At 71.3% G+C, this 20,186-nt stretch carries 21 protein-coding genes and 1 tRNA gene; 13 read left to right on the forward strand and 9 right to left on the reverse strand.

Annotation, left to right across the window (positions count from 1 at the left end; genetic code table 11):
- Positions 1-5: 5 nt before the first annotated feature.
- The 9 genes from hflX (at position 6) to lpdA (ending at position 9,153) form a co-directional block, all read left to right on the forward strand.
- Positions 6-1,403 carry a GTPase HflX gene (gene hflX / locus AB9M23_RS05625; RefSeq protein WP_372423214.1) on the forward strand — a complete coding sequence of 466 codons (1,398 nt, stop codon included), beginning with the start codon at positions 6-8 and terminating at the stop codon, positions 1,401-1,403.
- A gap of 34 nt (positions 1,404-1,437) precedes the next feature.
- The gene (locus AB9M23_RS05630; RefSeq protein ID WP_372423215.1) at positions 1,438-1,794 is read left to right on the forward strand and encodes an FtsB family cell division protein; all 357 of its coding nucleotides are present in this window, start codon (positions 1,438-1,440) and stop codon (positions 1,792-1,794) included.
- 141 nt (positions 1,795-1,935) lie between these two features.
- Positions 1,936-3,021, forward strand: coding sequence for a pyruvate dehydrogenase (acetyl-transferring) E1 component subunit alpha (gene pdhA, locus AB9M23_RS05635; RefSeq protein WP_372423216.1), 1,086 nt, complete (start codon positions 1,936-1,938; stop codon positions 3,019-3,021).
- 73 nt (positions 3,022-3,094) lie between these two features.
- Entirely contained in the window at positions 3,095-4,549 is a 1,455-nt protein-coding gene (locus tag AB9M23_RS05640; RefSeq protein WP_372423218.1) for a pyruvate dehydrogenase complex E1 component subunit beta, read from the forward strand.
- A gap of 16 nt (positions 4,550-4,565) precedes the next feature.
- Positions 4,566-4,865, forward strand: a complete 300-nt coding sequence (locus AB9M23_RS05645) for a DUF5076 domain-containing protein (protein WP_372423220.1) — start codon at positions 4,566-4,568, stop codon at positions 4,863-4,865.
- 32 nt (positions 4,866-4,897) lie between these two features.
- Positions 4,898-6,340 (forward strand): pyruvate dehydrogenase complex dihydrolipoamide acetyltransferase, encoded by a 1,443-nt coding sequence (locus tag AB9M23_RS05650; RefSeq protein WP_372423222.1) that lies wholly within the window; start codon positions 4,898-4,900, stop codon positions 6,338-6,340.
- Positions 6,341-6,692: 352 nt separating this feature from the next.
- On the forward strand, positions 6,693-7,088 hold the full coding sequence (locus AB9M23_RS05655; RefSeq protein ID WP_372423223.1) for an endonuclease domain-containing protein: 396 nt from the start codon (positions 6,693-6,695) through the stop codon (positions 7,086-7,088).
- A complete protein-coding gene (locus AB9M23_RS05660; RefSeq protein ID WP_372423224.1) occupies positions 7,081-7,692 on the forward strand; it encodes a GNAT family N-acetyltransferase in 612 nt (203 codons plus the stop codon). Before AB9M23_RS05655 ends, AB9M23_RS05660 begins: the two co-directional genes overlap by 8 nt.
- Positions 7,693-7,716: 24 nt before the next feature.
- Entirely contained in the window at positions 7,717-9,153 is a 1,437-nt protein-coding gene (gene lpdA, locus AB9M23_RS05665) for a dihydrolipoyl dehydrogenase (RefSeq protein WP_372423226.1), read from the forward strand.
- Positions 9,154-9,167: 14 nt separating this feature from the next.
- On the opposite strand, the gene AB9M23_RS05670 is transcribed toward lpdA, so the two are convergent.
- Positions 9,168-9,257 (reverse strand) — tRNA-Ser (locus AB9M23_RS05670).
- 307 nt (positions 9,258-9,564) lie between these two features.
- Here AB9M23_RS05670 and AB9M23_RS05675 point away from each other — a divergent pair.
- A complete protein-coding gene (locus AB9M23_RS05675; RefSeq protein ID WP_372423227.1) occupies positions 9,565-10,542 on the forward strand; it encodes a septal ring lytic transglycosylase RlpA family protein in 978 nt (325 codons plus the stop codon).
- 130 nt (positions 10,543-10,672) lie between these two features.
- Positions 10,673-11,959, forward strand: coding sequence for a phosphopyruvate hydratase (eno, locus tag AB9M23_RS05680; RefSeq protein WP_372423229.1), 1,287 nt, complete (start codon positions 10,673-10,675; stop codon positions 11,957-11,959).
- Between the two features lie 109 nt (positions 11,960-12,068).
- Here the strand turns inward: eno and mazG are convergent, their stop codons facing one another.
- Positions 12,069-12,881, reverse strand: coding sequence for a nucleoside triphosphate pyrophosphohydrolase (gene mazG, locus AB9M23_RS05685; protein WP_372423231.1), 813 nt, complete (start codon positions 12,879-12,881; stop codon positions 12,069-12,071).
- A 107-nt stretch (positions 12,882-12,988) separates the two neighbouring features.
- On the opposite strand from mazG, the gene AB9M23_RS05690 reads away from it, so the two are divergent.
- Both AB9M23_RS05690 and AB9M23_RS05695 read left to right on the forward strand, forming a co-directional pair.
- Positions 12,989-13,312, forward strand: coding sequence for a hypothetical protein (locus tag AB9M23_RS05690; RefSeq protein WP_372423233.1), 324 nt, complete (start codon positions 12,989-12,991; stop codon positions 13,310-13,312).
- Positions 13,313-13,528: 216 nt separating this feature from the next.
- Positions 13,529-14,356 carry an MBL fold metallo-hydrolase gene (locus AB9M23_RS05695; protein ID WP_372423235.1) on the forward strand — a complete coding sequence of 276 codons (828 nt, stop codon included), beginning with the start codon at positions 13,529-13,531 and terminating at the stop codon, positions 14,354-14,356.
- Between the two features lie 133 nt (positions 14,357-14,489).
- Here the strand turns inward: AB9M23_RS05695 and AB9M23_RS05700 are convergent, their stop codons facing one another.
- The 7 genes from AB9M23_RS05700 to tmk all read right to left on the reverse strand — a co-directional run bounded on the left by AB9M23_RS05700 (position 14,490) and on the right by tmk (position 20,186).
- Positions 14,490-14,702, reverse strand: a complete 213-nt coding sequence (locus AB9M23_RS05700; RefSeq protein WP_372423237.1) for a PIN domain-containing protein — start codon at positions 14,700-14,702, stop codon at positions 14,490-14,492.
- 186 nt (positions 14,703-14,888) lie between these two features.
- Positions 14,889-15,119: an antitoxin gene (locus AB9M23_RS05705; RefSeq protein ID WP_372423239.1), complete on the reverse strand. Its 231-nt coding sequence runs from the start codon at positions 15,117-15,119 to the stop codon at positions 14,889-14,891.
- A 120-nt stretch (positions 15,120-15,239) separates the two neighbouring features.
- A complete protein-coding gene (locus AB9M23_RS05710) occupies positions 15,240-16,037 on the reverse strand; it encodes an MBL fold metallo-hydrolase (RefSeq protein ID WP_372423241.1) in 798 nt (265 codons plus the stop codon).
- Positions 16,034-16,843, reverse strand: a complete 810-nt coding sequence (locus AB9M23_RS05715) for a TatD family hydrolase (RefSeq protein WP_372423243.1) — start codon at positions 16,841-16,843, stop codon at positions 16,034-16,036. Before AB9M23_RS05715 ends, AB9M23_RS05710 begins: the two co-directional genes overlap by 4 nt.
- 13 nt (positions 16,844-16,856) lie before the next feature.
- Positions 16,857-18,413, reverse strand: coding sequence for a methionine--tRNA ligase (metG, locus tag AB9M23_RS05720; RefSeq protein ID WP_372423245.1), 1,557 nt, complete (start codon positions 18,411-18,413; stop codon positions 16,857-16,859).
- A gap of 44 nt (positions 18,414-18,457) precedes the next feature.
- Positions 18,458-19,519 carry a DNA polymerase III subunit delta' gene (locus AB9M23_RS05725; protein WP_372423247.1) on the reverse strand — a complete coding sequence of 354 codons (1,062 nt, stop codon included), beginning with the start codon at positions 19,517-19,519 and terminating at the stop codon, positions 18,458-18,460.
- Positions 19,512-20,186, reverse strand: a complete 675-nt coding sequence (gene tmk, locus AB9M23_RS05730) for a dTMP kinase (protein ID WP_372423248.1) — start codon at positions 20,184-20,186, stop codon at positions 19,512-19,514. Before tmk ends, AB9M23_RS05725 begins: the two co-directional genes overlap by 8 nt.

The raw sequence follows: 20,186 nt of genomic DNA on the forward strand, positions 1-20,186 counted from the left end.
GATACGTGAGCGAGGCCACCCCGCCCGTCGAGGAGCGGCTCCGGCGTCTCGCCGAGCCCGAGAAGGAGGTCGCCTCGGGAACGCCGACGCTCGTCGTCGGCCCCTACCCGACGCGACGCCGCACGGGCGCGGAGGCCGAAGGGCCGCCGCCGAACCCCCGCGACTTCGGTTCACGCCTGGAGGAGGCCGTCGGCCTCGCCGGGGCGATCGACCTGCGCGTCGTCGAGGCGCTCGTCACGCCGCTCGCGGCCTTGCGGCCTGCGACCTATCTGGGCAAGGGCAAGGTCGAGGAGCTCGAGGGGATCGTCGCCGCGCACGAGATCCGGCTCGTGGTGATGGACTGTGCCCTCTCGCCGGTGCAGCAGCGCAACCTCGAGAAGGAATGGGGCGCCAAGGTCATCGATCGCACGGGGCTCATCCTGGAGATCTTCGGGCGCCGGGCGCGCACGAAGGAGGGTACGCTCCAGGTCGAGCTCGCCCATCTCAACTACCAGAAGAGCCGCCTCGTGCGCTCCTGGACCCATCTCGAGCGCCAGAGGGGCGGCTACGGCTTCCTCGGCGGCCCGGGCGAGACGCAGATCGAGGCGGACCGCCGCCAGATCCAGGAGCGCATGACGCGCATCGAGCGCGACCTCGAGACGGTGACGCGCACCCGTGCGCTCCACCGCACCTCGCGCAGGCGCGTGCCCTACCCGATCATCGCGCTCGTCGGCTACACCAATGCCGGCAAGTCGACGCTCTTCAACCGCATGACGCGGGCCGAGGTGATGGCGGAGAACATGCTGTTCGCCACGCTCGACCCCACCTCGCGCGCGATCGCGCTGCCGCACGGCGAGAAGGCGATCCTCTCTGACACGGTGGGCTTCATCTCCGACCTGCCGACGATGCTCGTCGCAGCCTTCCGCGCCACGCTCGAGGACGTGATCGAGGCCGACGTGCTGCTGCACGTGCGCGACGTCTCCCACGGGGAGACGCAGGCGCAGGCCGAGGACGTCGCGCACGTCCTGCGCGGGCTCGACATAGACCCGGAGGATCGCGGGCGCCTGATCGAGGTCTGGAACAAGGCCGACCTGATCGACGCCGAGGAGCGCGCGCGGCTCGAGGCCGTGATCGCGCGCATGGACCCGCACGAGCGCCCGGCGCTCGTCTCCGCCGTGACGGGGGAGGGGATCGAGGCGCTGCTGCGGGTCGTCGAGGACCGCATCGCCCGTGATCGCCCGACCTACGCGGTGACGCTCGACCCCGGCGACGGCGCGGGCGTGAACTGGCTCTACGAGCAGGCGGAGATCTTCGAACGGCACGACCGCGACGACCGCGTCGACTTCGTCGTGCGGATCGCCGCCGAGAAGGAGCCGCGCTTCCTCCAGCGCTTCCCGAAGGCGCGCCGCGCGGCGGCGGCTTAACCGATCCTTCACCATCCGCGCCGACGATCGCGCCATGGTCGTCAAGAAGCGCCTCCGCACCGTCCTCGTTCCGCTCGCGCTCTACGGAGTGTCAGGGCTCGCGGTCGGCTATTTCGTGCACCACGCCCAGTCGGGCCAGCGCGGGCTCGAGGCCAAGCGTGAGCTGCAGGTCGAGCGCGAGCGCATCGCCGCGACGCTCGACGCGCTCACCCGCGAGCGGGCGGACTGGGAGCATCGCATCGCCCTCGTGCGCGCCGAGCAGATCGATCGCGACCTGCTCGAGGAGCAGGCGCGGCTGATGCTCGGGCGCGTCCACGCCAACGACGTGGTGATCATGATCGCCCCGTCCGGCGACGACGCCGCCGCGCGCGCCGAAACTTCGATCAACTGAATTTCTGTTGATTCCGGAATTTCCTTGTTTCCGAGGAACATGCGAAGGGCCCGCGGCGCCGGCGCGCGGGCTCTTGCGCTCTCGCTTTCCAACTTTAGTTGGGCTAAGACATGGCGCGAGGAAAACGTCTCGGAGGTGTGCATGGCCACGGCTGCACGTCGGACGCAGGGCGCGTCCGCATCCAGCAAGTCCGCTTCCGCCAAGTCCGCTGCGACCAAGTCCCCGACGAAGGGACGCGCGGCCAAGGGCTCGGCGACCAACGCTCCCACCCTCACCAAGGAGGAGGAGCTCCACGCCTATCGCGAGATGCTGCTGATCCGCCGCTTCGAGGAGAAGGCGGGCCAGATGTACGGCATGGGGCTGATCGGCGGCTTCTGCCACCTCTACATCGGCCAGGAGGCCGTGGTGGTGGGCATGCAGATGGCCTCGACGGACGGTGACCAGGTGATCACCGGCTACCGCGATCACGGCCACATGCTGGTCACGGGCATGGATCCCAAGGGGGTGCTCGCCGAGCTCACGGGCCGCCGCGGCGGCTACTCGAAGGGCAAGGGCGGCTCCATGCACATGTTCTCCAAGGAGAAGAACTTCTACGGAGGGCACGGCATCGTCGGCGCCCAGGTGCCGCTCGGCACCGGCATCGCCTTCGCCAACCGCTACCGCGGCGAGGACCGCGTCAGCATGGTCTATTTCGGCGACGGCGCGGCCAACCAGGGCCAGGTCTACGAGAGCTTCAACATGGCGGCGCTCTGGAAGCTGCCCGTCGTCTACGTGATCGAGAACAACCGCTACGCCATGGGCACGTCGGTGACGCGTTCGGCCGCGCAGTCGGACTTCTCCAAGCGCGGGCTCTCCTTCGGCATCCCCGGCGAGCAGGTCGACGGGATGGACATCCGCGCGGTGCGGGCCGCCGGCGCGCGCGCCATCGAGCACGCGCGCTCCGGCGAGGGACCCTACATCCTCGAGATGCTCACCTACCGCTATCGCGGGCACTCGATGTCGGACCCGGCCAAGTACCGCACCAAGGACGAGGTCTCGCGCATGCGCGAGGAGCACGACCCGATCGAGCAGGTGCGCCGGCGCCTGATCGGCGAGTTCGGGGTGCCGGAGGACGAGCTCAAGGGCATCGACGGGCAGATCCGCAAGATCGTCAACGAGGCGGCGGACTTCGCGACCAGCGATCCGGAGCCCGACGCGTCCGAGCTCTACACCGACATTCTCCACTGATCTCCCCTCCCTCCGGCAGCGCGCCCCCGCCCGGCGGGGCGCGCGTCCGCCGTCGACCGAAGAGCGCAGGTCCATGCCCATCGACGTCCTGATGCCCGCCCTCTCCCCGACCATGGAGCAGGGGAAGCTCGCCAAGTGGCTGAAGAAGGAAGGCGACACGGTGAAATCCGGCGACATCCTCGCCGAGATCGAGACCGACAAGGCCACCATGGAGGTCGAGGCGGTGGACGAAGGCGTCCTCGCCAAGATCCTGGTCGCGGAAGACACAGACAACGTCGCGGTCAACACCCCCATCGCCATCATCGCGGAGGAGGGCGAGGACGTCTCGGCGGCGGCCTCCTCCGGCGCGTCGGCGCCCGCGCAGTCTCCGGCTCCCGAGCCCGCCGGCGGCGCGCCGGCGCAGATGGCGGCCGAGGGCATGGCGGCCCAGCCCGCCGGCGCCGGCCCGACCGAGGCGACCGCCCCGGTCGCCCGCCCGGCCGCGCCCGCCGTGATGCGCACGGAGGGCGTCTACGACGCGACGCAGGAGATCCCCGCCGGCACCGAGATCGTGAACACCACGGTGCGCGAGGCGCTGCGCGACGCCATGGCCGAGGAGATGCGCCGTGACGAGAGCGTCTTCGTCATGGGCGAGGAGGTGGCCGAGTACCAGGGTGCCTACAAGGTCACCCAGGGCCTGCTCCAGGAGTTCGGCGCGCGCCGGGTGATCGACACGCCCATCACCGAGCACGGCTTCGCGGGCCTCGGCGTGGGCGCGGCTTTCTCGGGTCTGCGGCCGATCGTCGAGTTCATGACCTTCAACTTCGCCATGCAGGCGATCGACCAGATCATCAACTCGGCGGCCAAGACCCTCTACATGTCCGGCGGCCAGCTCGGCGCGCCGATCGTCTTCCGCGGCCCCAACGGCGCCGCCTCCCGCGTCGCCGCCCAGCACAGCCACGACTACGCCGCCTGGTACTCGAACGTGCCCGGCCTCAAGGTCGTGATGCCCTACACCGCGGCGGACGCGAAGGGGCTCCTCAAGAGCGCCATCCGCGACCCCAACCCGGTGATCTTCCTCGAGAACGAGATCCTGTACGGCCAATCCTTCCCGGTGCCGAAGCTCGACGATTTCACGGTGCCGATCGGCAAGGCCAAGATCCACCGCGAGGGCACGGACTGCACCATCGTCTCCTTCGGCATCGGCATGACCTACGCGCTCAAGGCCGCGCACGAGCTGGAAGGCGAGGGCATCTCCTGTGAGGTCGTCGACCTGCGCACCATCCGCCCGATGGACTCGGAGACGGTCGTCGCCTCGGTGATGAAGACCGGGCGCTGCGTGTGCGTCGAGGAGGGCTTCCCGCAGTCGGGCGTGTCGGCGGAGATCGCCACGCGCGTCCAGGCGGACGCCTTCGACTATCTCGACGCGCCGGTCGCCCGCGTCACCGGCAAGGACGTGCCGATGCCGTACGCGGCCAACCTCGAGAAGCTCGCGCTGCCGTCGGTGGCGGAGGTGGTGCAGGCGGTCAAGGCCGTCTGCTATCGCTGAGCGGGGAGGGCGCGGCATGGCCGGAGACGACGACACCCCGCTCTTCCACGAACTCGAGCCGCCGCCGGACGTCCGCGAGAAGGGCGGCCACGAGGTGCTGCGCGCGAGCGTGGTCGAGGGTGCCGTGTCCCTCACGCTGCGGCGCTCCTTCGACGATCCCCATACCTGGGGCGTGCTCCTCGCCGACCTCGCCCGCCAGGTGTCGCACGTCTACGCCGCGGAGACCGGCATGAGCGCCGAGGAGGCCTTCGCGCAGATCCGCGCCGGTCTCGACGCGGAGTTCGACACGCCCGGCTCACCCCACGCCGTGAACTGATCATTCCCGTTCAAGCTCAGGATCCAGCGACGATGCCCATCAACATCCTGATGCCCGCCCTGTCCCCCACGATGGAGAAGGGCAACCTCGCCAAGTGGCTCAAGAAGGAAGGCGATACGGTCAAGTCCGGCGACATCCTCGCCGAGATCGAGACCGACAAGGCCACGATGGAGGTCGAGGCCGTCGACGAGGGCGTTCTCGCGAAGATCGTGGTGCCCGAGGGGACGGCGGACGTGCCTGTGAACGACGTCATCGCCGTCATCGCCGAGGAGGGCGAGGACCCGAAGAGCGTCCAGGCACCGGCTTCCGGAGGCGCCCCCGCTCCGGCTCCCGAGCCGAAGCCCGCCCCGACGCCGGAGCCCGCTCCCGCCGCGCCGCAGGCGAACACCACGACGGCCGGCGGCGGCGGCGCCGGGCACATGTCCCACGCCCGCGTCGACGAGGCCCCCGGCGGCGCCCCGGCGGCAGGGCAGGCTGCGCCGGCCTCCTCCGGCGCTCGGGTCTTCGCCTCGCCGCTCGCCAGGCGCGTCGCCAAGGAGAGCGGGCTCGACATCGCGCAGGTCAAGGGCTCGGGCCCGCACGGGCGCGTCGTCGAGCGCGACGTGCGCGCCGCGATCGCCGGCGGCACGGGGAAGGCGGCTCCGGCCGCCGCCGCCGCGCCCGCCGCCGGTGCCGCGCCGCAGAAGGCCGTGCCGACGCCCCCGGCCGCTACCGCGGGCGCGACCATGGCGCAGGGGCTCAAGGTCGACCAGGTCAAGGCGATGTTCGAGACGGGCTCCTACGAGGAGGTTCAGCTCGACGGCATGCGCAAGACGATCGCCAAGCGCCTGCTCGAGTCCAAGCAGACCATCCCGCACTTCTACCTGACGATCGACGTCGCGCTCGACGCGACGCTCGCGCTGCGCGGCCAGCTCAACGCGGCCGCGCCGGCGAAGGACGGCAAGCCCGCCTACAAGCTCTCCGTCAACGACTTCGTGATCAAGGCGCTTGCGATGGCGCTCCAGCGCGTGCCGAACGCCAACGCGGTGTGGGCCGAGGACCGCATCCTCAAGCTGAAGCATTCCGACGTCGGCGTCGCCGTTGCGATCGAGGGCGGGCTGTTCACGCCGGTGATCCGAAAGGCGGAGACGAAAACGCTCTCGGCGATCTCCGCCGAGATGAAGGATCTCGCGGGCCGCGCCCGCAACAAGCGCCTGAAGCCCGAGGAGTATACCGGCGGCACCACCGCGGTCTCCAACCTCGGCATGTTCGGCATCCGCGAGTTCGCCGCCGTCATCAACCCGCCCCACGCGACCATCCTCGCGGTCGGCGCCGGCGAGAAGCGCGTCGTCGTCAAGGACGACGCACCCGCGGTAGTCCAGGCGATGACGGTGACGCTGTCGTGCGACCACCGGGTGGTCGACGGGGCTCTCGGCGCGGAGCTGCTCGCGGCGTTCAAGGGGCTCATCGAGAACCCGATGGGGATGCTGGTGTGAGCCGAGGCCTCTTCCGTCGCGGAGAATGTCGCGGGGAGATGAATTCTGGGCGGGGCTCGCCGGGTGTGCCGACGTCGAGCGGGGTCTTGGACGGCTTCATCGCTGGGGAGGTAATCCTGCGGCACCCCCACCCCCCGGCCCCTCCCCACAAGGGGGAGGGGAGACGGTCGGCGCGGGTCACGCCTGTCGAGGCCGTCTCGGTCGCGAACGCGAGGCGCCTTCCTTCCCCCTTGTGGGGAAGGTGCCCCCGAAGGGGGCGGATGGGGGTCGTCGTGCAGCGCTCTCGGGTCGCGGTGAGCACGGATGCCGGTGCCGGGGTGTGCACGCGGAGACGAAGCGGGAGGACAGCGCGATGGCTTGGAACCAGCCTCCAGCGAGATCGCCGTCGGCGGCCGCCCGCCGGGCCGCGGGTCCGCTTCGGCGGCGCCTGAGCCCTGCCGAGAAGCGCCTCTGGTGGTGCCTGCGCCACCGGCTCGCGCTCGATGGCACGCACTTCCGTCGGCAGGTCACCCTGGGCCCCTACGTCGTCGATTTCTGCTGCCTGAAGCACAAGCTCGTCATCGAGGTGGACGGCGCGAGCCATTCCTACGATTCCCAGCAGGCACGCGACGCCGTGCGGGATGCGACACTCGAGGGGCAGGGCTTTCGCGTCCTGCGCTTCACCAACGACGCGGTCCTGCGCGAGATCGACGTGGTCATGGACACCGTCCACGCCCACCTGGCCGAGGTCGCCGCTGTCCATGCCTGACGCCGCGACCCTCGCCCCCGCCACCATCCGCCCCGCCACCCCCGCGGACGCGCGCGACGTCGCGCTCCTGTGGGACATGGCCAATGCCGGGCACGTGGCGAGCGTGTTCGCGCGGGTCGCCGACGGGGGGCGGACCTGGCTCGACGCGGCCGCCGCGGAGATCGCGCGGCCGTCGGGGGAGATGTCGTGGAAGAACGCCGTCGTGGCGGAGGCGGGTGGCGCCGTCGTCGGGGCGCTGGTCGCGCTGCGGCTCGCGGAGCGGATCTCGCGGGTGGCGCTCATGCGCCTGCCGCCGGACCAGCGGGCGCACTACGAGCTGCTCGCCAAGGTGCACGGGGCCTACCTCCTGCGCGACATCGCCGTCCGTCCCGAGCATCGCGGCCGCGGCATCGGCGCGGCGCTGATCGATGCGGGCGTCGCGCGCGCCCGCGCGGCCGGCTGCGGCACGCTCGCCGTCACCACCCACGAGACGAACGCCGTCTTCCGCCGCCAGCTCGGCAAGCGCGGCTTTCGCGAGATCGACGGGACGCCCGTGCGCCAGCACGCCCGCTACGCACCGGAAAGCCGCTGGATCCTCCTGACCCGCCCCGTCGAGGGCGCCTGACCGCAGACGAGAGAGACGAGCATCATGGCCGACACCTACGACGTGATCATCATCGGCGCAGGCCCCGGCGGCTACGTCGCCGCCATCCGCGCGGCGCAGCTCGGGATGAAGGCCGCCGTCGTCGACCGCGAGCATCTGGGCGGCATCTGCCTCAACTGGGGCTGCATCCCGACGAAGGCGCTGCTGCGCTCGGCCGAGATCTTCCACTACATGTCGCACGCCGGCGACTACGGCCTTGCCGCGCAAGGCGTTTCCTTCGACATCGGCGCGGTGGTGAAGCGCTCGCGCGGCGTCTCCGGCCGGCTGAACGGCGGCGTCGGCATGCTGCTCAAGAAGAACAAGGTCGACGTGATCTGGGGCGAGGGCGCCATATCCAAGGCCGGCGAGGTGACGGTGAAGCCGGCCACCAGGTCCGTGGAGGGCCCGCCGGTGCCGGCGCCCAAGGGCGCGCTCGGGCCGGGGACCTACAAGGCCAAGAACATCATCGTGGCGACCGGCGCGCGCCCGCGCGTGCTGCCGGGCATCGAGCCGGACAAGACGCTGATCTGGACCTATTTCGAGGCCATGGTGCCGAAAGAGATGCCGAAGTCTCTGCTCGTGATGGGCTCCGGCGCCATCGGCATCGAGTTCGCCTCGTTCTACCGCACGATGGGTGCGGAGGTCACCGTCGTCGAGGTCATGCCGCAGATCCTGCCCGTCGAGGACGCCGAGATCGCCGCCATGGCGAGGAAGCGCTTCGAGAAGCTGGGCATCAAGATCCTCACCGGCGCGAAGGTGACCAAGGTCGAGAAGGGCTCGAGCAGCGTCACCGCCACGATCGAGACCGAGAAGGGCTCCCAGCAGATCACCGCCGACAAGCTGATCTCGGCGGTGGGCGTCGTCGGCAACGTCGAGGGCCTCGGTCTCGAAGCGCTCGGCGTGAAGATCGAGCGCGGGATCGTCGTCACCGACGGGCTGGGGCGCACCAACGTGCCCGGCGTCTTCGCCATCGGCGACGTCGCAGGCCCGCCGATGCTCGCCCACAAGGCCGAGCACGAGGGCGTCATCTGCGTCGAGACCATCGCCGGCATGCACACGCACCCGATGGACAAGGGCATGATCCCGGGCTGTACCTACTGTCACCCACAGGTGGCATCGGTGGGGCTCACCGAGGCCAAGGCCAAGGAGCAGGGTCTCCAGGTGAAGGTCGGCCGCTTCCCCTTCGCAGGCAACGGCAAGGCGATCGCCCTCGGCGAGCCCGAGGGGATGGTCAAGACGATCTTCGACGCCGCGACCGGCAAGCTGCTGGGCGCCCACATGATCGGCGCGGAAGTCACCGAGCTGATCCAGGGCTATGTCGTGGCGATGAACCTCGAGACCACCGAGGAAGAGCTGATGCACACGGTCTTCCCGCACCCGACGCTGTCGGAGATGATGCACGAGAGCGTGCTGGATGCGTACGGACGGGTGATTCATACGTGAGGCCGGCAGGCCCGTGGCGGAAGGGGTGGGATTCGAACCCACGGTGGGGTCGCCCCCACGGCGGTTTTCAAGACCGCTGCCTTAAACCACTCGGCCACCCTTCCGGCCGGCTCAGTCGTAGCGCGCCGCGGGGCGCCTGAAAAGCGCGCCCTTCCGGCGCATCCGGCTCGGCGTGGCAGAATGGCGACACCGGCCGGGGAAATGTGGACGAGTCTCCAGGCTCGACCTGGAACGAATGGGGAACATTCAGGGTGCGAGCGAGGAACGTCCCCCACCGCGCTCCGAACCATGGCGAATGCTTGTCATCCGCGCCGCATTCTGGGCATAGTCCGGCGAAATCGTGCCGCCGCGCGACGAAGGCGAGAGCCCGAGTCGCGAGGGCGTGGACCGCCCGAACGAGCGGCGGAAGTGATGGGGCTCGAGGACATGGTGGCAGTCACGCGCGCGACTGGATGGCTGATCCGGATCGCGGCCGTTGGAACCCTCGCCGTGACGCTCGCCGCCTGCGGCACGCGCGTCGCGGTCGACCCGCAGCTCGGCGTCTCCGCGAGCGCACGCGTCGCGGGCGAGGACGACGCCATCGCGAAGGGCGGGGGGAGGGCGCACGTGGGGCGGCCCTACACCATCGCCGGGCGCACCTACGTCCCGCGCCACGATCCCGACTATTCCGCCGAAGGGCTCGCCTCCTGGTACGGCGCCCGCTTCCACGGCCGCAAGACGGCGAACGGCGAGGTGTTCGATCGCTTCGCGATGTCCGCCGCGCACACGACCATGCCGCTGCCGAGCTACGCGCGGGTCACCAACCTCGAGAACGAGCGCTCGGTCATCGTGCGCGTCAACGACCGCGGGCCGTTCCACGGCAGGCGCATCATCGACGTATCGCGCGCGGTGGCGGACACCCTGGCCTTCCGCGGCGCCGGCGTGGCGCGGGTGCGGGTGGACTATGTGGGGCCGGCCTCCACGGAGGGCAGCGACGACGAGATCCTGATGGCGACGCTGCGCACCGACGGCCAGCTCGCGCAGATGCCGATCGAGGGCGCGACGACGATCCAGGTCGCGTCCGCCGGCGGCGCGCCGCAGGTCGACCGCACGCCGCTCGCCGCCGCCGACCGCCCGGTCGCGCCGACGCTCGCCTTCGCCTCCGCGCCGCCGACGATGGCACTGCCGATCCCGCCCGCACGGCCGAGCGTGCTCGCCTCGGCGCAGCCGACGGCCGTGAACGCCTCCTTGCCGGGCGCCACGCCCGCGGCGACGCTCGATCGCACGCGGGAGGCGACGCAGCTCGTGGGGATCTTCTTCGCCGCGCCGGACCAGCCCGCCGCAGGCTTCGTGCGCGCGGGCCCCTTCGCCGGCGTCGCCGCCCAGCGGGGCGCCAGCCTGCGGCGCTGAAGGCACGGGCCGCGGAAAGCGGCCTCGTCGCGCGTCCTCTCGGGCATCCTCGCCTTGCAAGCCGGGCGCGTGCGGCGTAAGTGCGCGCACGAACGCCCCGGCTTTCGCCCCGACGCACGGAGAGACGCGCATGACCGCCATCGCCAACATCCTCGCCCGCCAGATCCTCGACAGCCGTGGCAACCCGACGGTCGAGGTCGACGTCTATCTGGAGGACGGGGCGATGGGGCGCGCCGCGGTGCCGTCGGGCGCCTCGACGGGCGCGCACGAGGCGGTGGAGCTGCGCGACGGTGACGCGGCCTACTACAAGGGCAAGGGCGTGCTCGCGGCGGTCGACGCCGTCAACGGCGAGCTCCTCGACGCGATCGTCGGCATGGACGCCGAGGACCAGGTCGCCGTCGACCGCGCCATGATCGAGCTCGACGGCACGCCCAACAAGGCCCGGCTCGGCGCGAACGCCATCCTGGGCGTCTCGCTCGCGACCGCGAAGGCGGCGGCGATCTCCTGCGGCCTGCCGCTCTATCGCTACGTGGGCGGCACGCAGGCGCGCACGCTGCCCGTCCCGATGATGAACATCGTCAACGGCGGGGCGCACGCCGACAATCCGATCGACTTCCAGGAATTCATGGTGATGCCCGTCGGCGCACCCTCGCTCGCCGAGGCCGTGCGGATGGGCTCCGAGATCTTCCACACGCTGAAGTCGGGGCTGAAGAAGGCCGGCCACAACACCAACGTCGGCGACGAGGGCGGCTTCGCCCCGAACCTTCCGTCCGCCGAGGCCGCGCTGGACTTCGTCATGAAGGCGATCGAAGAGGCCGGCTACACGCCCGGCGACGACGTCGTGCTGGCGCTCGACTGCGCCGCGACCGAGTTCTTCAAGGACGGCGCCTACGTCTACGAAGGGGAGGGCGGCAAGCGCCGCTCGCCGCAGGAGCAGGCGCAGTACCTGGCCGATCTCGTCGCCGCCTACCCGATCCGCTCGATCGAGGACGGCATGGCCGAGGACGACTGGGAGGGCTGGGCCGCGGTGACCGCCGCCGTCGGCGACCGCTGCCAGCTCGTCGGCGACGATCTCTTCGTCACCAACGTCGAGCGGCTCTCGCGTGGCATCGCCGAGCGGGTCGGCAACTCGATCCTCGTGAAGGTCAACCAGATCGGCTCGCTCACAGAGACTCTGGCCGCCGTCGACATGGCGCACCGCGCCGCCTACACGGCGGTGATGTCCCACCGCTCCGGCGAGACCGAGGACGCGACCATCGCCGACCTCGCGGTGGCGACCAATTGCGGGCAGATCAAGACCGGCTCGCTCGCCCGCTCGGACCGCACGGCGAAGTACAACCAGCTCATCCGCATCGAGGAGGAGCTCGGCGCCAGCGCGGTCTACGCGGGGCGCGGCGCGCTCAAGGGGCGTCTCTGACGGGTGCGACGGGGCGGGGAGGAGCGCGGGCGCGGGCCCGGCCGCTACCCTGCCTTCCCCGTCCCCGCGCGTGGCCGGGGCTCTCTCCTTCTCCTACGGGGACGGGTATTCAGGCGTCCGAGGTCTTCCCCTTCGCCGCCACCCAGTGCCGCTCCATCTCCTCGAGGCTCGCATCCGCGAGCGTACGGCCCTGCGCGGCGAGCGCGTCCTCGATCGCGGCGAAGCGGCGGGTGAACTTCGCGTTGGTGCCGCGCAGCGCCGCCTCTGGATCGACGTCGCAATGCCGCGCGAGATTCGCGACCGAGAACAGGAGGTCGCCGATCTCGTCGGCCACCGCGGCCTTCTCGCCCGCTGCGATCGCCTCCTCCACCTCGGCGAGCTCCTCGCGGATCTTGGCGACGACGTCCCGCGTGCGTTCCCAGTCGAAGCCGACCTTCGCGGCGCGGCGGGTGAGCTTGTCGGCGCGGGAGAGGGCAGGGGCCGCGGCCGGCACGTCGTCGAGGTGGCGCGCCGGCCGCTCTCCGCGCGTCGCCGCGCGCTCGGCTTTCTCGGCGGCCTTGATCTCCCCCCACAGCGCCTCGATCGCCTCCGGCGAGCGGGTCCGTGCCTCGCCGAAGACGTGCGGGTGGCGGCGGACGAGCTTCGTCGTGATCGCCTCCACCACGTCGCCGAAGGCGAAGGCGCCGGCCTCCTGCGCCATCCGGGCGTGGAAGACGACCTGGAGCAGCAGGTCGCCGAGCTCGTCGCGCAGGTCGGCGAGGTCGCCGCGCTCGACCGCGTCGGCCACCTCGTAGGCCTCCTCGATCGTGTAGGGCACGATCGTCTCGAAGGTCTGCGCCACGTCCCAGGCGCAGCCCGTCCGCGGGTCGCGCAGGGCCTCCATGATGGCGAGGAGGCGCTCGATGTCCTTGGAAGGGGTCACGTTCGGCTCCGCGTCTTCGGGGGCGGTCTCGGTCTCATGGTTCACCCGTCCTTAACGCGACCCGCTCAGTTTGACGAGACGTCGAGTCGAAGCCGAGTTGCGTACGCATGTCCTCCGGTTCCCAGCGTTCCTCCGCCACCCTGATTCCCTTCCCGCTGCGCCCCGCGCCGATCCCCGCGATCGAGCGCTCCCGCGAGCTCCAGAAGCGCCTGATGGACGCGGTCTTCGCGTCCGGCGCGCTCGAGGTCGACGCGCAGGACACCCCCACCAAGCGGCTCGCCGCGCGCCTGCAGATCCTGGGCTTCGTCGCGATCGAGGAGATCACCGAGAGCGGCGACCGGCGGCGGCTTCGTGCCTCGGAGGCGATCGAAGCCGAGCCGGGCCGGGACTGGCGGATTTCGCGGGCTGGCGCCGGCGCGTGCATCGCCTGAGCGGGGCAGGGGGCGTCAATCCGGTTGCTCATGACGTCCGAGGGAGACCGTTCGGCAGGACGAACGCGCGCTTCCGCATCGCGGCCCCAGTCCTTGCACGTGTGCAAGCGTCGCCGTGAAACACGGGCGCAGCAAAGCGTCGCACTCACGACCTCGTCATTTCCGGCAGCGTCCGTATCGGTCATCCTGACGCCCGACGGACGACGGAGGGTGCGGATGACCGATGCACGACCCTGGTTTCGACGGCTCGCCGGGCCCGCGCTCGCGGCCATGCTCGCGACGGTGCCGCCGCTCGCAACGCCCGCGTCCGCGCAGGCGGACCCGCTGCGCAACTGCCCGCCGATGCTGGCCGGCCTCGACGGCCTGATCCATCGCGCCGCGCTCGCGCAGGACGAGGCGGCGCTGACCTTCGTGGGTCATGCCACGTTCCTGATCGAGAGCGCCGCGGGCGTCACGGTGGCGACCGACTACAACGACTACGTCCGGCCGGACATCGTGCCGACCATCGCCACGATGAATCGTGCGCACCGCACGCACTATTCGCTCGCGCCCGATCCCGCCATCGCGCACGTGCTGCGCGGCTGGGACCCGCAGGGCGGGGCGGCCGAGCACGATCTCGAGGTCGCCGACGTGCGGGTGCGCAACGTCACGACCAACATCCGCTCGGGCGCCGGCACCGCCTACGACGAGAACTCCATCTTCGTGTTCGAGACCGCCGGTCTGTGCATCGCCCATCTCGGCCACCTGCACCACGTCCTGGAGCCCGAGCATCTCGTGGCGCTCGGCCGCGTCGACGTGGCGCTCGCGCCGGTCGACGGCTCCTGGACGCTCGACACCGAGGGCATGATCGAGACGCTCCGGCGCATGGGGCCGCGGCTCGTGGTGCCGATGCACTTCTTCTCGCCGTTGCGGCTGGAGCAGTTCCTGGAGGCCGCGAGCCCGCATTTCGAGATCGCCCGCGCCGGCAGCGCGTCGGTTATCCTGTCGAGGGACGGGCTTCCGCAGCGGCCGACCATCCTCGTCCTCGACGGGCCGGGACGCTGACGGCGGGGGCGGGCCCGACGGGGCGCGCTTCGTCGTCGATCGGGACGGGGACCGTGGACCGCACCACACGTCTACGGCCATGAAGCGCATAAGATATATTATGGAACCAAAACATGCCGACGGGCGAGCAGGCTCAGGCTGTCCAGTCCTCGACGACGAGCCTGTCCACGCGCATGAACTCGCGCATGTTGGCCGTCACGAGCGTGAGCCCCAGCGAGAGCGCGTGAGCCGCGATCCAGAGGTCGTTGTTTCCAATGACTGAGCCGCGTCGTTCGCGATCGGCTCGGATGCGGCCGCAGGTCGAGGACACCGCGCCATCCAACGGAAGAACGTCGATCGCTTCCATCAGTGCATCGAGCGCAGCGTGCGCATCGACCGAGACGGCGGCCTTGCCCGCGCTCTCCGAGCACTATCGCCGACGTACAGGTCGCCTCGACACCGATCTCGAGGAAACGCTCACGTACGCGCCGATGCCGCTGCCGCTGCCGCCTCAGCATGATCAAGACGTTTGTGTCGAGGAGAACGCTCCGCGTCACCACTTGCGCTCCTGCGGCGGCGGATCCTCGGCCTCCTCGACGGCGCGAACCATATCATCCGGGAGCCTATCGATCGCCGCGAGCGCGGCCAGCGTCCTGTTTCGCTCCTTCAGCACCACCTCGTCACCGCGCCGAAAGACCTCCACCTCGTCGGACTTGAACGAGAAGCCCTCCGGCAGCTGGACCGTCTGCCCATGATCCGATCTCGAGACTTTCGCCGTCGCCATGATGAACGTCCTCCGCCTGCGACCAATATAGACGCGCACCGTCGCCGGACCAACGCGATCCGACGGACCCCTGCGTCCAAACGGCGGCGCCGGGTCGCCCGGATGACCGAGCTGCGCCCCTCAAGCCTCGATCGTCATCCCGTCATACGCCGGCTCCACCCCGTCCGGCAGCCGCGCGGCCAGCGCGCGATAGTCGAGATCCGTGTGGAGGTTCGTCAGCACGGCGCGGCGCGGCTTCACGCGCGCGATGAGCGCGAGCGCGTCCGACAGGCTGTAGTGGGACGGGTGCGGCGTCTCGCGCAGGGCGTCGATCACGAGCGTGTCGAGACCTTCCAGCATCGCTTCCGCTTCCGGCGGCATGGAGCTGACGTCCGGTGCGTAGGCGAGATCGCCGAAGCGGAACCCGAGCGCGTCCTGCGGGCCGTGCCGGAGGCGGAACGGACGCGCCTCGATCGGCCCGCCGTCGCCCTCGACCACGATGGGCTCGAGATCGTGGATGCGCCGCTCTTCGAGGATCGGCGGATAGTCGCTGCCGTCGGGCGTCGCGAAGCAGTAGCCGAAGCGCGCGCGCAGCGAGGCCGAGGTCGCATCGTCGCACCAGACCGGGATTCGCCGGCGCATGTGGATCACGAGCGGGCGCAGGTCGTCGATGCCGTGGGTGTGGTCGGCATGATCGTGCGTGTAGAGAACGCCGTCCAGGTGCCTGATCTCGTGGTCGATCAGCTGCAGGCGCAGGTCAGGCCCGGTGTCGACGAGCACGCTTGTGACGCCGCCCGCACCGCGCCGCGCGACGTGCAGCGCGCAGCGCCGCCGGCGGTTCCTCGGCTCCGCAGGATCGCACTCGCCCCAGCCGGAGCCGGGGCGTGGCACGCCGCCCGAGGAGCCGCAGCCGAGGATCGTCGCGCGCAGGCCGCTCATGCGCCCTCCCCGGCCGGCGCGACCCCGTCGACGACGGCCGCCTTGCGGAAGAGCCGGTAGAAGTTCGCCGTCGTCACCTGCGCTAGCGTCTCGGGCGCGAGGCCGAGCGTCTGCGCGAGCGAGGCCGCGGTCATGGCGACGTAGGCCGGCTCGTTCGGCTTGCCGCGCCTGGGCTGCGGCGCGAGGTAGGGCGCGTCGGTCTCGACCAGGAGGCGCTCGAGCGGAAGCGAGCGGGCGATGGCACGCAGCTCGTCGGAGCGATTGAACGTGACGATGCCCGAGAACGACACGTAGAGCCCGAGCTCCACACCCACCCGCGCCAGCGCCGGGCCCGACGAGAAGCAGTGCAGCACGGCGTCGAAGCGCCCGCGGCCCATCTCCTCGGTCAGGATCGCGATCATGTCCTCGTCCGCGTCGCGGGCGTGGATCACGAGCGGCAGACCGCTCTCGCGTGCGGCCGCGATGTGCGCGCGGAAGACCCGCGCCTGCACGTCGCGGGGGCTCTTGTCGTAGAAGTAGTCGAGCCCCGCCTCCCCGATGGCGATGCAGCGCGGGTGGCGGGCGAGGTCGACGAGCGTCTGCGGCGCGACGTCGGGCTCGGCCGCTGCGTTGTGCGGGTGCGTGCCGATCGAGCAGAAGATCCGCGCGTCCCGCTCCGCCAGCGCACGGTAGGTGTCGGCCTTGGCGACGACGGTCGAGATCGTCACCATGCGCCCGACGCCCGCAGCCTCGGCACGCGCGAGCACGCCGTCGAGGTCGTCGCCGAGGCCCGGGAAGTCGAGGTGGCAATGGCTGTCGATCAGCATCGTGGCGCCCGCCTCAACCCGCGTCGGTCTCGGGCGCGACGAAACGCGGGAAGATCGGGGTGGGGGCCGGCAGCACCGTGCCCGACGCGAGCCGACCGCCCTCCCCCACGTCCGCCAGCATCCGCCGGTCCGCCGGCACGGCGAGGAGATCGAGCAGCTTGCCGGCGGACTCGGGGATCGCCGGCTGCGCGGCAATCCCGACCGCGCGCAGCACCTCGATCGTCACCCAGAGCACCGTTTCCATCCGCGCCGGGTCGGTCTTTCGCAACGCCCACGGCTCCTGGGAGGCGAAGTAGCGATTGGCGTCGGCGACGACGGCCCAGATCTCGGCGAGCATCCCGTGGACGGCGACGCTCTCCATCGCCGCGCGCGCCTTCGCCGGCAGCGCGTCGGCCGCCGCCAGGATCTCGCGATCGGCGTCCGCGAGCGCGCCGGGCGTCGGCACCCTCCCCTCGCAGTTCTTGGCGATCATCGACAGCGAGCGCTGGGCGAGGTTGCCGAGGTCGTTGGCGAGGTCGGCGTTGATGCGGTTGGCGATCCCCTCCGGCGAGTAGCTGCCGTCCTGTCCGAACGGCACGTCGCGCAGGAAGAAGTAGCGGATCTGGTCGACGCCGTAGGTGTCTGCGAGGTTGAACGGGTCGACGACGTTGCCGACCGACTTCGACATCTTCTCGCCCTTCACCAGCAGGAAGCCGTGGCCGAAGACGCGCTTCGGCAGCGGCAGGCCCGCCGACATCAGGAAGGCCGGCCAGTAGACCGTGTGGAAGCGGGTGATGTCCTTGCCGATGACGTGCATGTCCGCCGGCCAGTACTGCGCACGCGGCGCGTCCGGATCGGGGAAGCCGGTGCCCGAGAGGTAGTTCGTCAGCGCGTCCACCCACACGTACATCACGTGGTCGGGATCGTCCGGCACGGGGACGCCCCAGTCGAAGGTGGTGCGCGAGATCGAGAGGTCCTCGAGCCCGCGCTCGACGAAGGCCACGATCTCGTTGCGGCGCGCGGCCGGCGCGATGAAGCCGGGGTTCGCCTCGTAATGGGCGAGCAGCCGCTCCTGGTAGGCGGAGAGGCGGAAGAAGTAGCTCTTCTCCTCGATCCACTCGACCGGCGACCCGGTCGGCGCGAGGCGCCTGCCGTCCGGCGTCGTGGTCAGCTCGCCCTCGGCGAAGTAGGCCTCGTCGCGCACCGAGTACCAGCCGGAATACGCGCCGAGATAGATGTCACCGTTCGCCTCCATCCGCCGCCACAGCTCCTGGACGGAAGCCCGGTGGTCGGCGTCCGTCGTGCGGATGAAGCGGTCGAAGGAGCAGCCGAGCCGCTCGACCATCGCCGCGAAGCGCGCCGCCATGCGGTCGACGTAGTCGCGCGGGGTCGTGCCGGCCTTCGTCGCGGTCTGCTGGATCTTGAGCCCGTGCTCGTCGGTGCCCGTCATCGCGAACACGTCGTAGCCGTCGATGCGCTTGAAGCGTGCGATCGCGTCCGTCGCGATCGCCTCGTAGGCGTGGCCGATGTGCGGCTCGCCGTTGGGGTAGGAGATCGCCGTCGTGATGTAGAACGGCTTCTTGTCGGCCATCGTCGATCCCTCGCGCGGGCGGGCGCCTCGGGCGCCGCATCCAACTATCTCGTCGCGCGGACCGCCTCGGCAAGGTCCCCGAACAGGGTCAGGACCAGGGGACGCCGGTCGAGATTGTAGATGTCGGCGTCGGCGGCGGCGCGGGCGGACTTCTCACACACCTCGACGAGCGGCGCAAGGCGACGCGCCCCCTCCCCCGCCCGCGCCGAGATCACGCCCGCCGCCCAGCGCTCGACGGTCTCGAGCACGATCTCGAGGTCCTGCTCCGCGCCCCGGCGCGCCAGCCGGTCCGCCAGCGCGCCGACCCTGCGCCAGTCGACCGTGGGAAGCGCCGCGAGCAGGCCCTCGACGGCGCGCAGCGTGCCGGCCCGGTCGGGGTCGAGCAGCGCCACGGCGCGACGCGCCGAGCCGTCGGCGGCACCGATCGCGGTCGCGAGCGCGTCGTCGGGCGCCGTGCCGATCGGCTCGGGCAGTGAGCGGATCACCCGCGCGAGCGCCTCGTCCGCGAGGGGGCGCAGCAGGAGCTTGCGGCAGCGCGAGCGGATCGTCGGCAGCACGCGCTGGGGCGCGTGCGAGACGATGAGGAAGAGCGAGCGCGGCGGCGGCTCCTCGACCATCTTGAGCAGCGCGTTGGCGGAGGCGGGGATCAGGTCCTCGGCGGCGTCGACGATGCACACCCGGTAGCCCGCGTCCGCGGCGGTGGAGGCGAAGAGCTGGAGGCCGCGGCGGACCTCGTCGACGGGGATCGTGGTCGAGGCCGCTTTCTTCTCCGTCGCCGGCACGCGGCGCAGGACGAACAGTCCCGGATGCGAGAGCGCCGCCACCTGCCGCCCGGCGCGCGAGCCGTCCGGCACGTCGAGGCTCGAGGCCGGCTCGGGCGGGCGCCCGCCGCGCTCGAGCAGGAACTTGGCGACGCGGTAGGCGAGCGTCGCCTTGCCGATCCCCTCCGGCCCGCCGATCAACCAGGCATGGTGCATGCGCCCGGATCCGTAGGCGTCCAGGAAGGCGCGCTCGGCCTCGGCGTGGCCGAAGAGCACCGCGCGCTCGCGCGGGTGGGGCGCGCCGGGGAGCTGGTCCGGCTCCGCCTGCGGGGCCTTCTCAGCCATGTGCTTCTTCCACGGTCGCGGCCGGGGGCGGGGCGAGGCGCGGCAGCACCGCCGCCGCGACGCGCCCGGCGACGGCGTCGACGTCGCCGGAGGCGTCGATCAGGATGCAGCGTTCCGGCTCGCGGGCGGCGATGGCGTGGAAGGCCTCGCGCAGCTTCTCGTGGAAGGCGCCGTTCTCGCCCTCGAAGCGGTCGGCGGCGTCGGCGCCCTGCCCTCCGCGGCGAGCGGCGGCGCGGGCGAGGGCCGTCGCGACGGGAAGGTCGAGGACCAGCGTCAGGTCCGGCCGCGTCTCGCCCACGGCCCAGCGCTCCAATGCGTCGATGAGGGGCGCGGCCACCGCCCCCGCCGCACCCTGGTAGGCGCGGGTCGAATCGCTGAAGCGGTCGCACAGCACGATGGCGCCCCGCGCCAGCGCCGGCCGGATCGTCGCGGCGACGTGGTCCTGGCGCGCGCGCGCGAAGAGCAGAGCCTCGGCGAAGGGGCCTAGAGCCTTCGCCTCCCCCGACAGGATCGCCCGCCGCAGGTCCTCCGCGTGCGGGGAACCGCCGGGCTCGCGGGTGGCGACGACCTCGTGCCCGTCCGCGCGCAGGCGCGCGGCGAGGCGGCCGACCTGGGTGGACTTGCCGGTCCCCTCCCCGCCCTCGAACGTGATGAAGCGTGCCTCCAT

The sequence above is a fragment of the Salinarimonas chemoclinalis genome (assembly GCF_041514305.1).
Taxonomy (GTDB): domain Bacteria; phylum Pseudomonadota; class Alphaproteobacteria; order Rhizobiales; family Beijerinckiaceae; genus Salinarimonas; species Salinarimonas chemoclinalis.

What these genes read in the sequence shown, in the direction of transcription:
- AB9M23_RS05630 (WP_372423215.1), top strand. Translation starts at nt 1,438, where the DNA reads ATGGTCGTCAAGAAGCGCCTCCGCACCGTCCTCGTTCCGCTCGCGCTC.
- pdhA (WP_372423216.1), top strand. Translation starts at nt 1,936, where the DNA reads ATGGCCACGGCTGCACGTCGGACGCAGGGCGCGTCCGCATCCAGCAAG.
- AB9M23_RS05640 (WP_372423218.1), top strand. Translation starts at nt 3,095, where the DNA reads ATGCCCATCGACGTCCTGATGCCCGCCCTCTCCCCGACCATGGAGCAG.
- AB9M23_RS05645 (WP_372423220.1), top strand. Translation starts at nt 4,566, where the DNA reads ATGGCCGGAGACGACGACACCCCGCTCTTCCACGAACTCGAGCCGCCG.
- AB9M23_RS05650 (WP_372423222.1), top strand. Translation starts at nt 4,898, where the DNA reads ATGCCCATCAACATCCTGATGCCCGCCCTGTCCCCCACGATGGAGAAG.
- AB9M23_RS05655 (WP_372423223.1), top strand. Translation starts at nt 6,693, where the DNA reads ATGGCTTGGAACCAGCCTCCAGCGAGATCGCCGTCGGCGGCCGCCCGC.
- AB9M23_RS05660 (WP_372423224.1), top strand. Translation starts at nt 7,081, where the DNA reads ATGCCTGACGCCGCGACCCTCGCCCCCGCCACCATCCGCCCCGCCACC.
- lpdA (WP_372423226.1), top strand. Translation starts at nt 7,717, where the DNA reads ATGGCCGACACCTACGACGTGATCATCATCGGCGCAGGCCCCGGCGGC.
- AB9M23_RS05675 (WP_372423227.1), top strand. Translation starts at nt 9,565, where the DNA reads ATGGGGCTCGAGGACATGGTGGCAGTCACGCGCGCGACTGGATGGCTG.
- eno (WP_372423229.1), top strand. Translation starts at nt 10,673, where the DNA reads ATGACCGCCATCGCCAACATCCTCGCCCGCCAGATCCTCGACAGCCGT.
- AB9M23_RS05690 (WP_372423233.1), top strand. Translation starts at nt 12,989, where the DNA reads ATGTCCTCCGGTTCCCAGCGTTCCTCCGCCACCCTGATTCCCTTCCCG.
- AB9M23_RS05695 (WP_372423235.1), top strand. Translation starts at nt 13,529, where the DNA reads ATGACCGATGCACGACCCTGGTTTCGACGGCTCGCCGGGCCCGCGCTC.
- AB9M23_RS05700 (WP_372423237.1), bottom strand. Translation starts at nt 14,702, where the DNA reads ATGGAAGCGATCGACGTTCTTCCGTTGGATGGCGCGGTGTCCTCGACC.
- AB9M23_RS05705 (WP_372423239.1), bottom strand. Translation starts at nt 15,119, where the DNA reads ATGGCGACGGCGAAAGTCTCGAGATCGGATCATGGGCAGACGGTCCAG.
- AB9M23_RS05710 (WP_372423241.1), bottom strand. Translation starts at nt 16,037, where the DNA reads ATGAGCGGCCTGCGCGCGACGATCCTCGGCTGCGGCTCCTCGGGCGGC.
- AB9M23_RS05715 (WP_372423243.1), bottom strand. Translation starts at nt 16,843, where the DNA reads ATGCTGATCGACAGCCATTGCCACCTCGACTTCCCGGGCCTCGGCGAC.
- metG (WP_372423245.1), bottom strand. Translation starts at nt 18,413, where the DNA reads ATGGCCGACAAGAAGCCGTTCTACATCACGACGGCGATCTCCTACCCC.
- AB9M23_RS05725 (WP_372423247.1), bottom strand. Translation starts at nt 19,519, where the DNA reads ATGGCTGAGAAGGCCCCGCAGGCGGAGCCGGACCAGCTCCCCGGCGCG.
- tmk (WP_372423248.1), bottom strand. Translation starts at nt 20,186, where the DNA reads ATGGAGGCACGCTTCATCACGTTCGAGGGCGGGGAGGGGACCGGCAAG.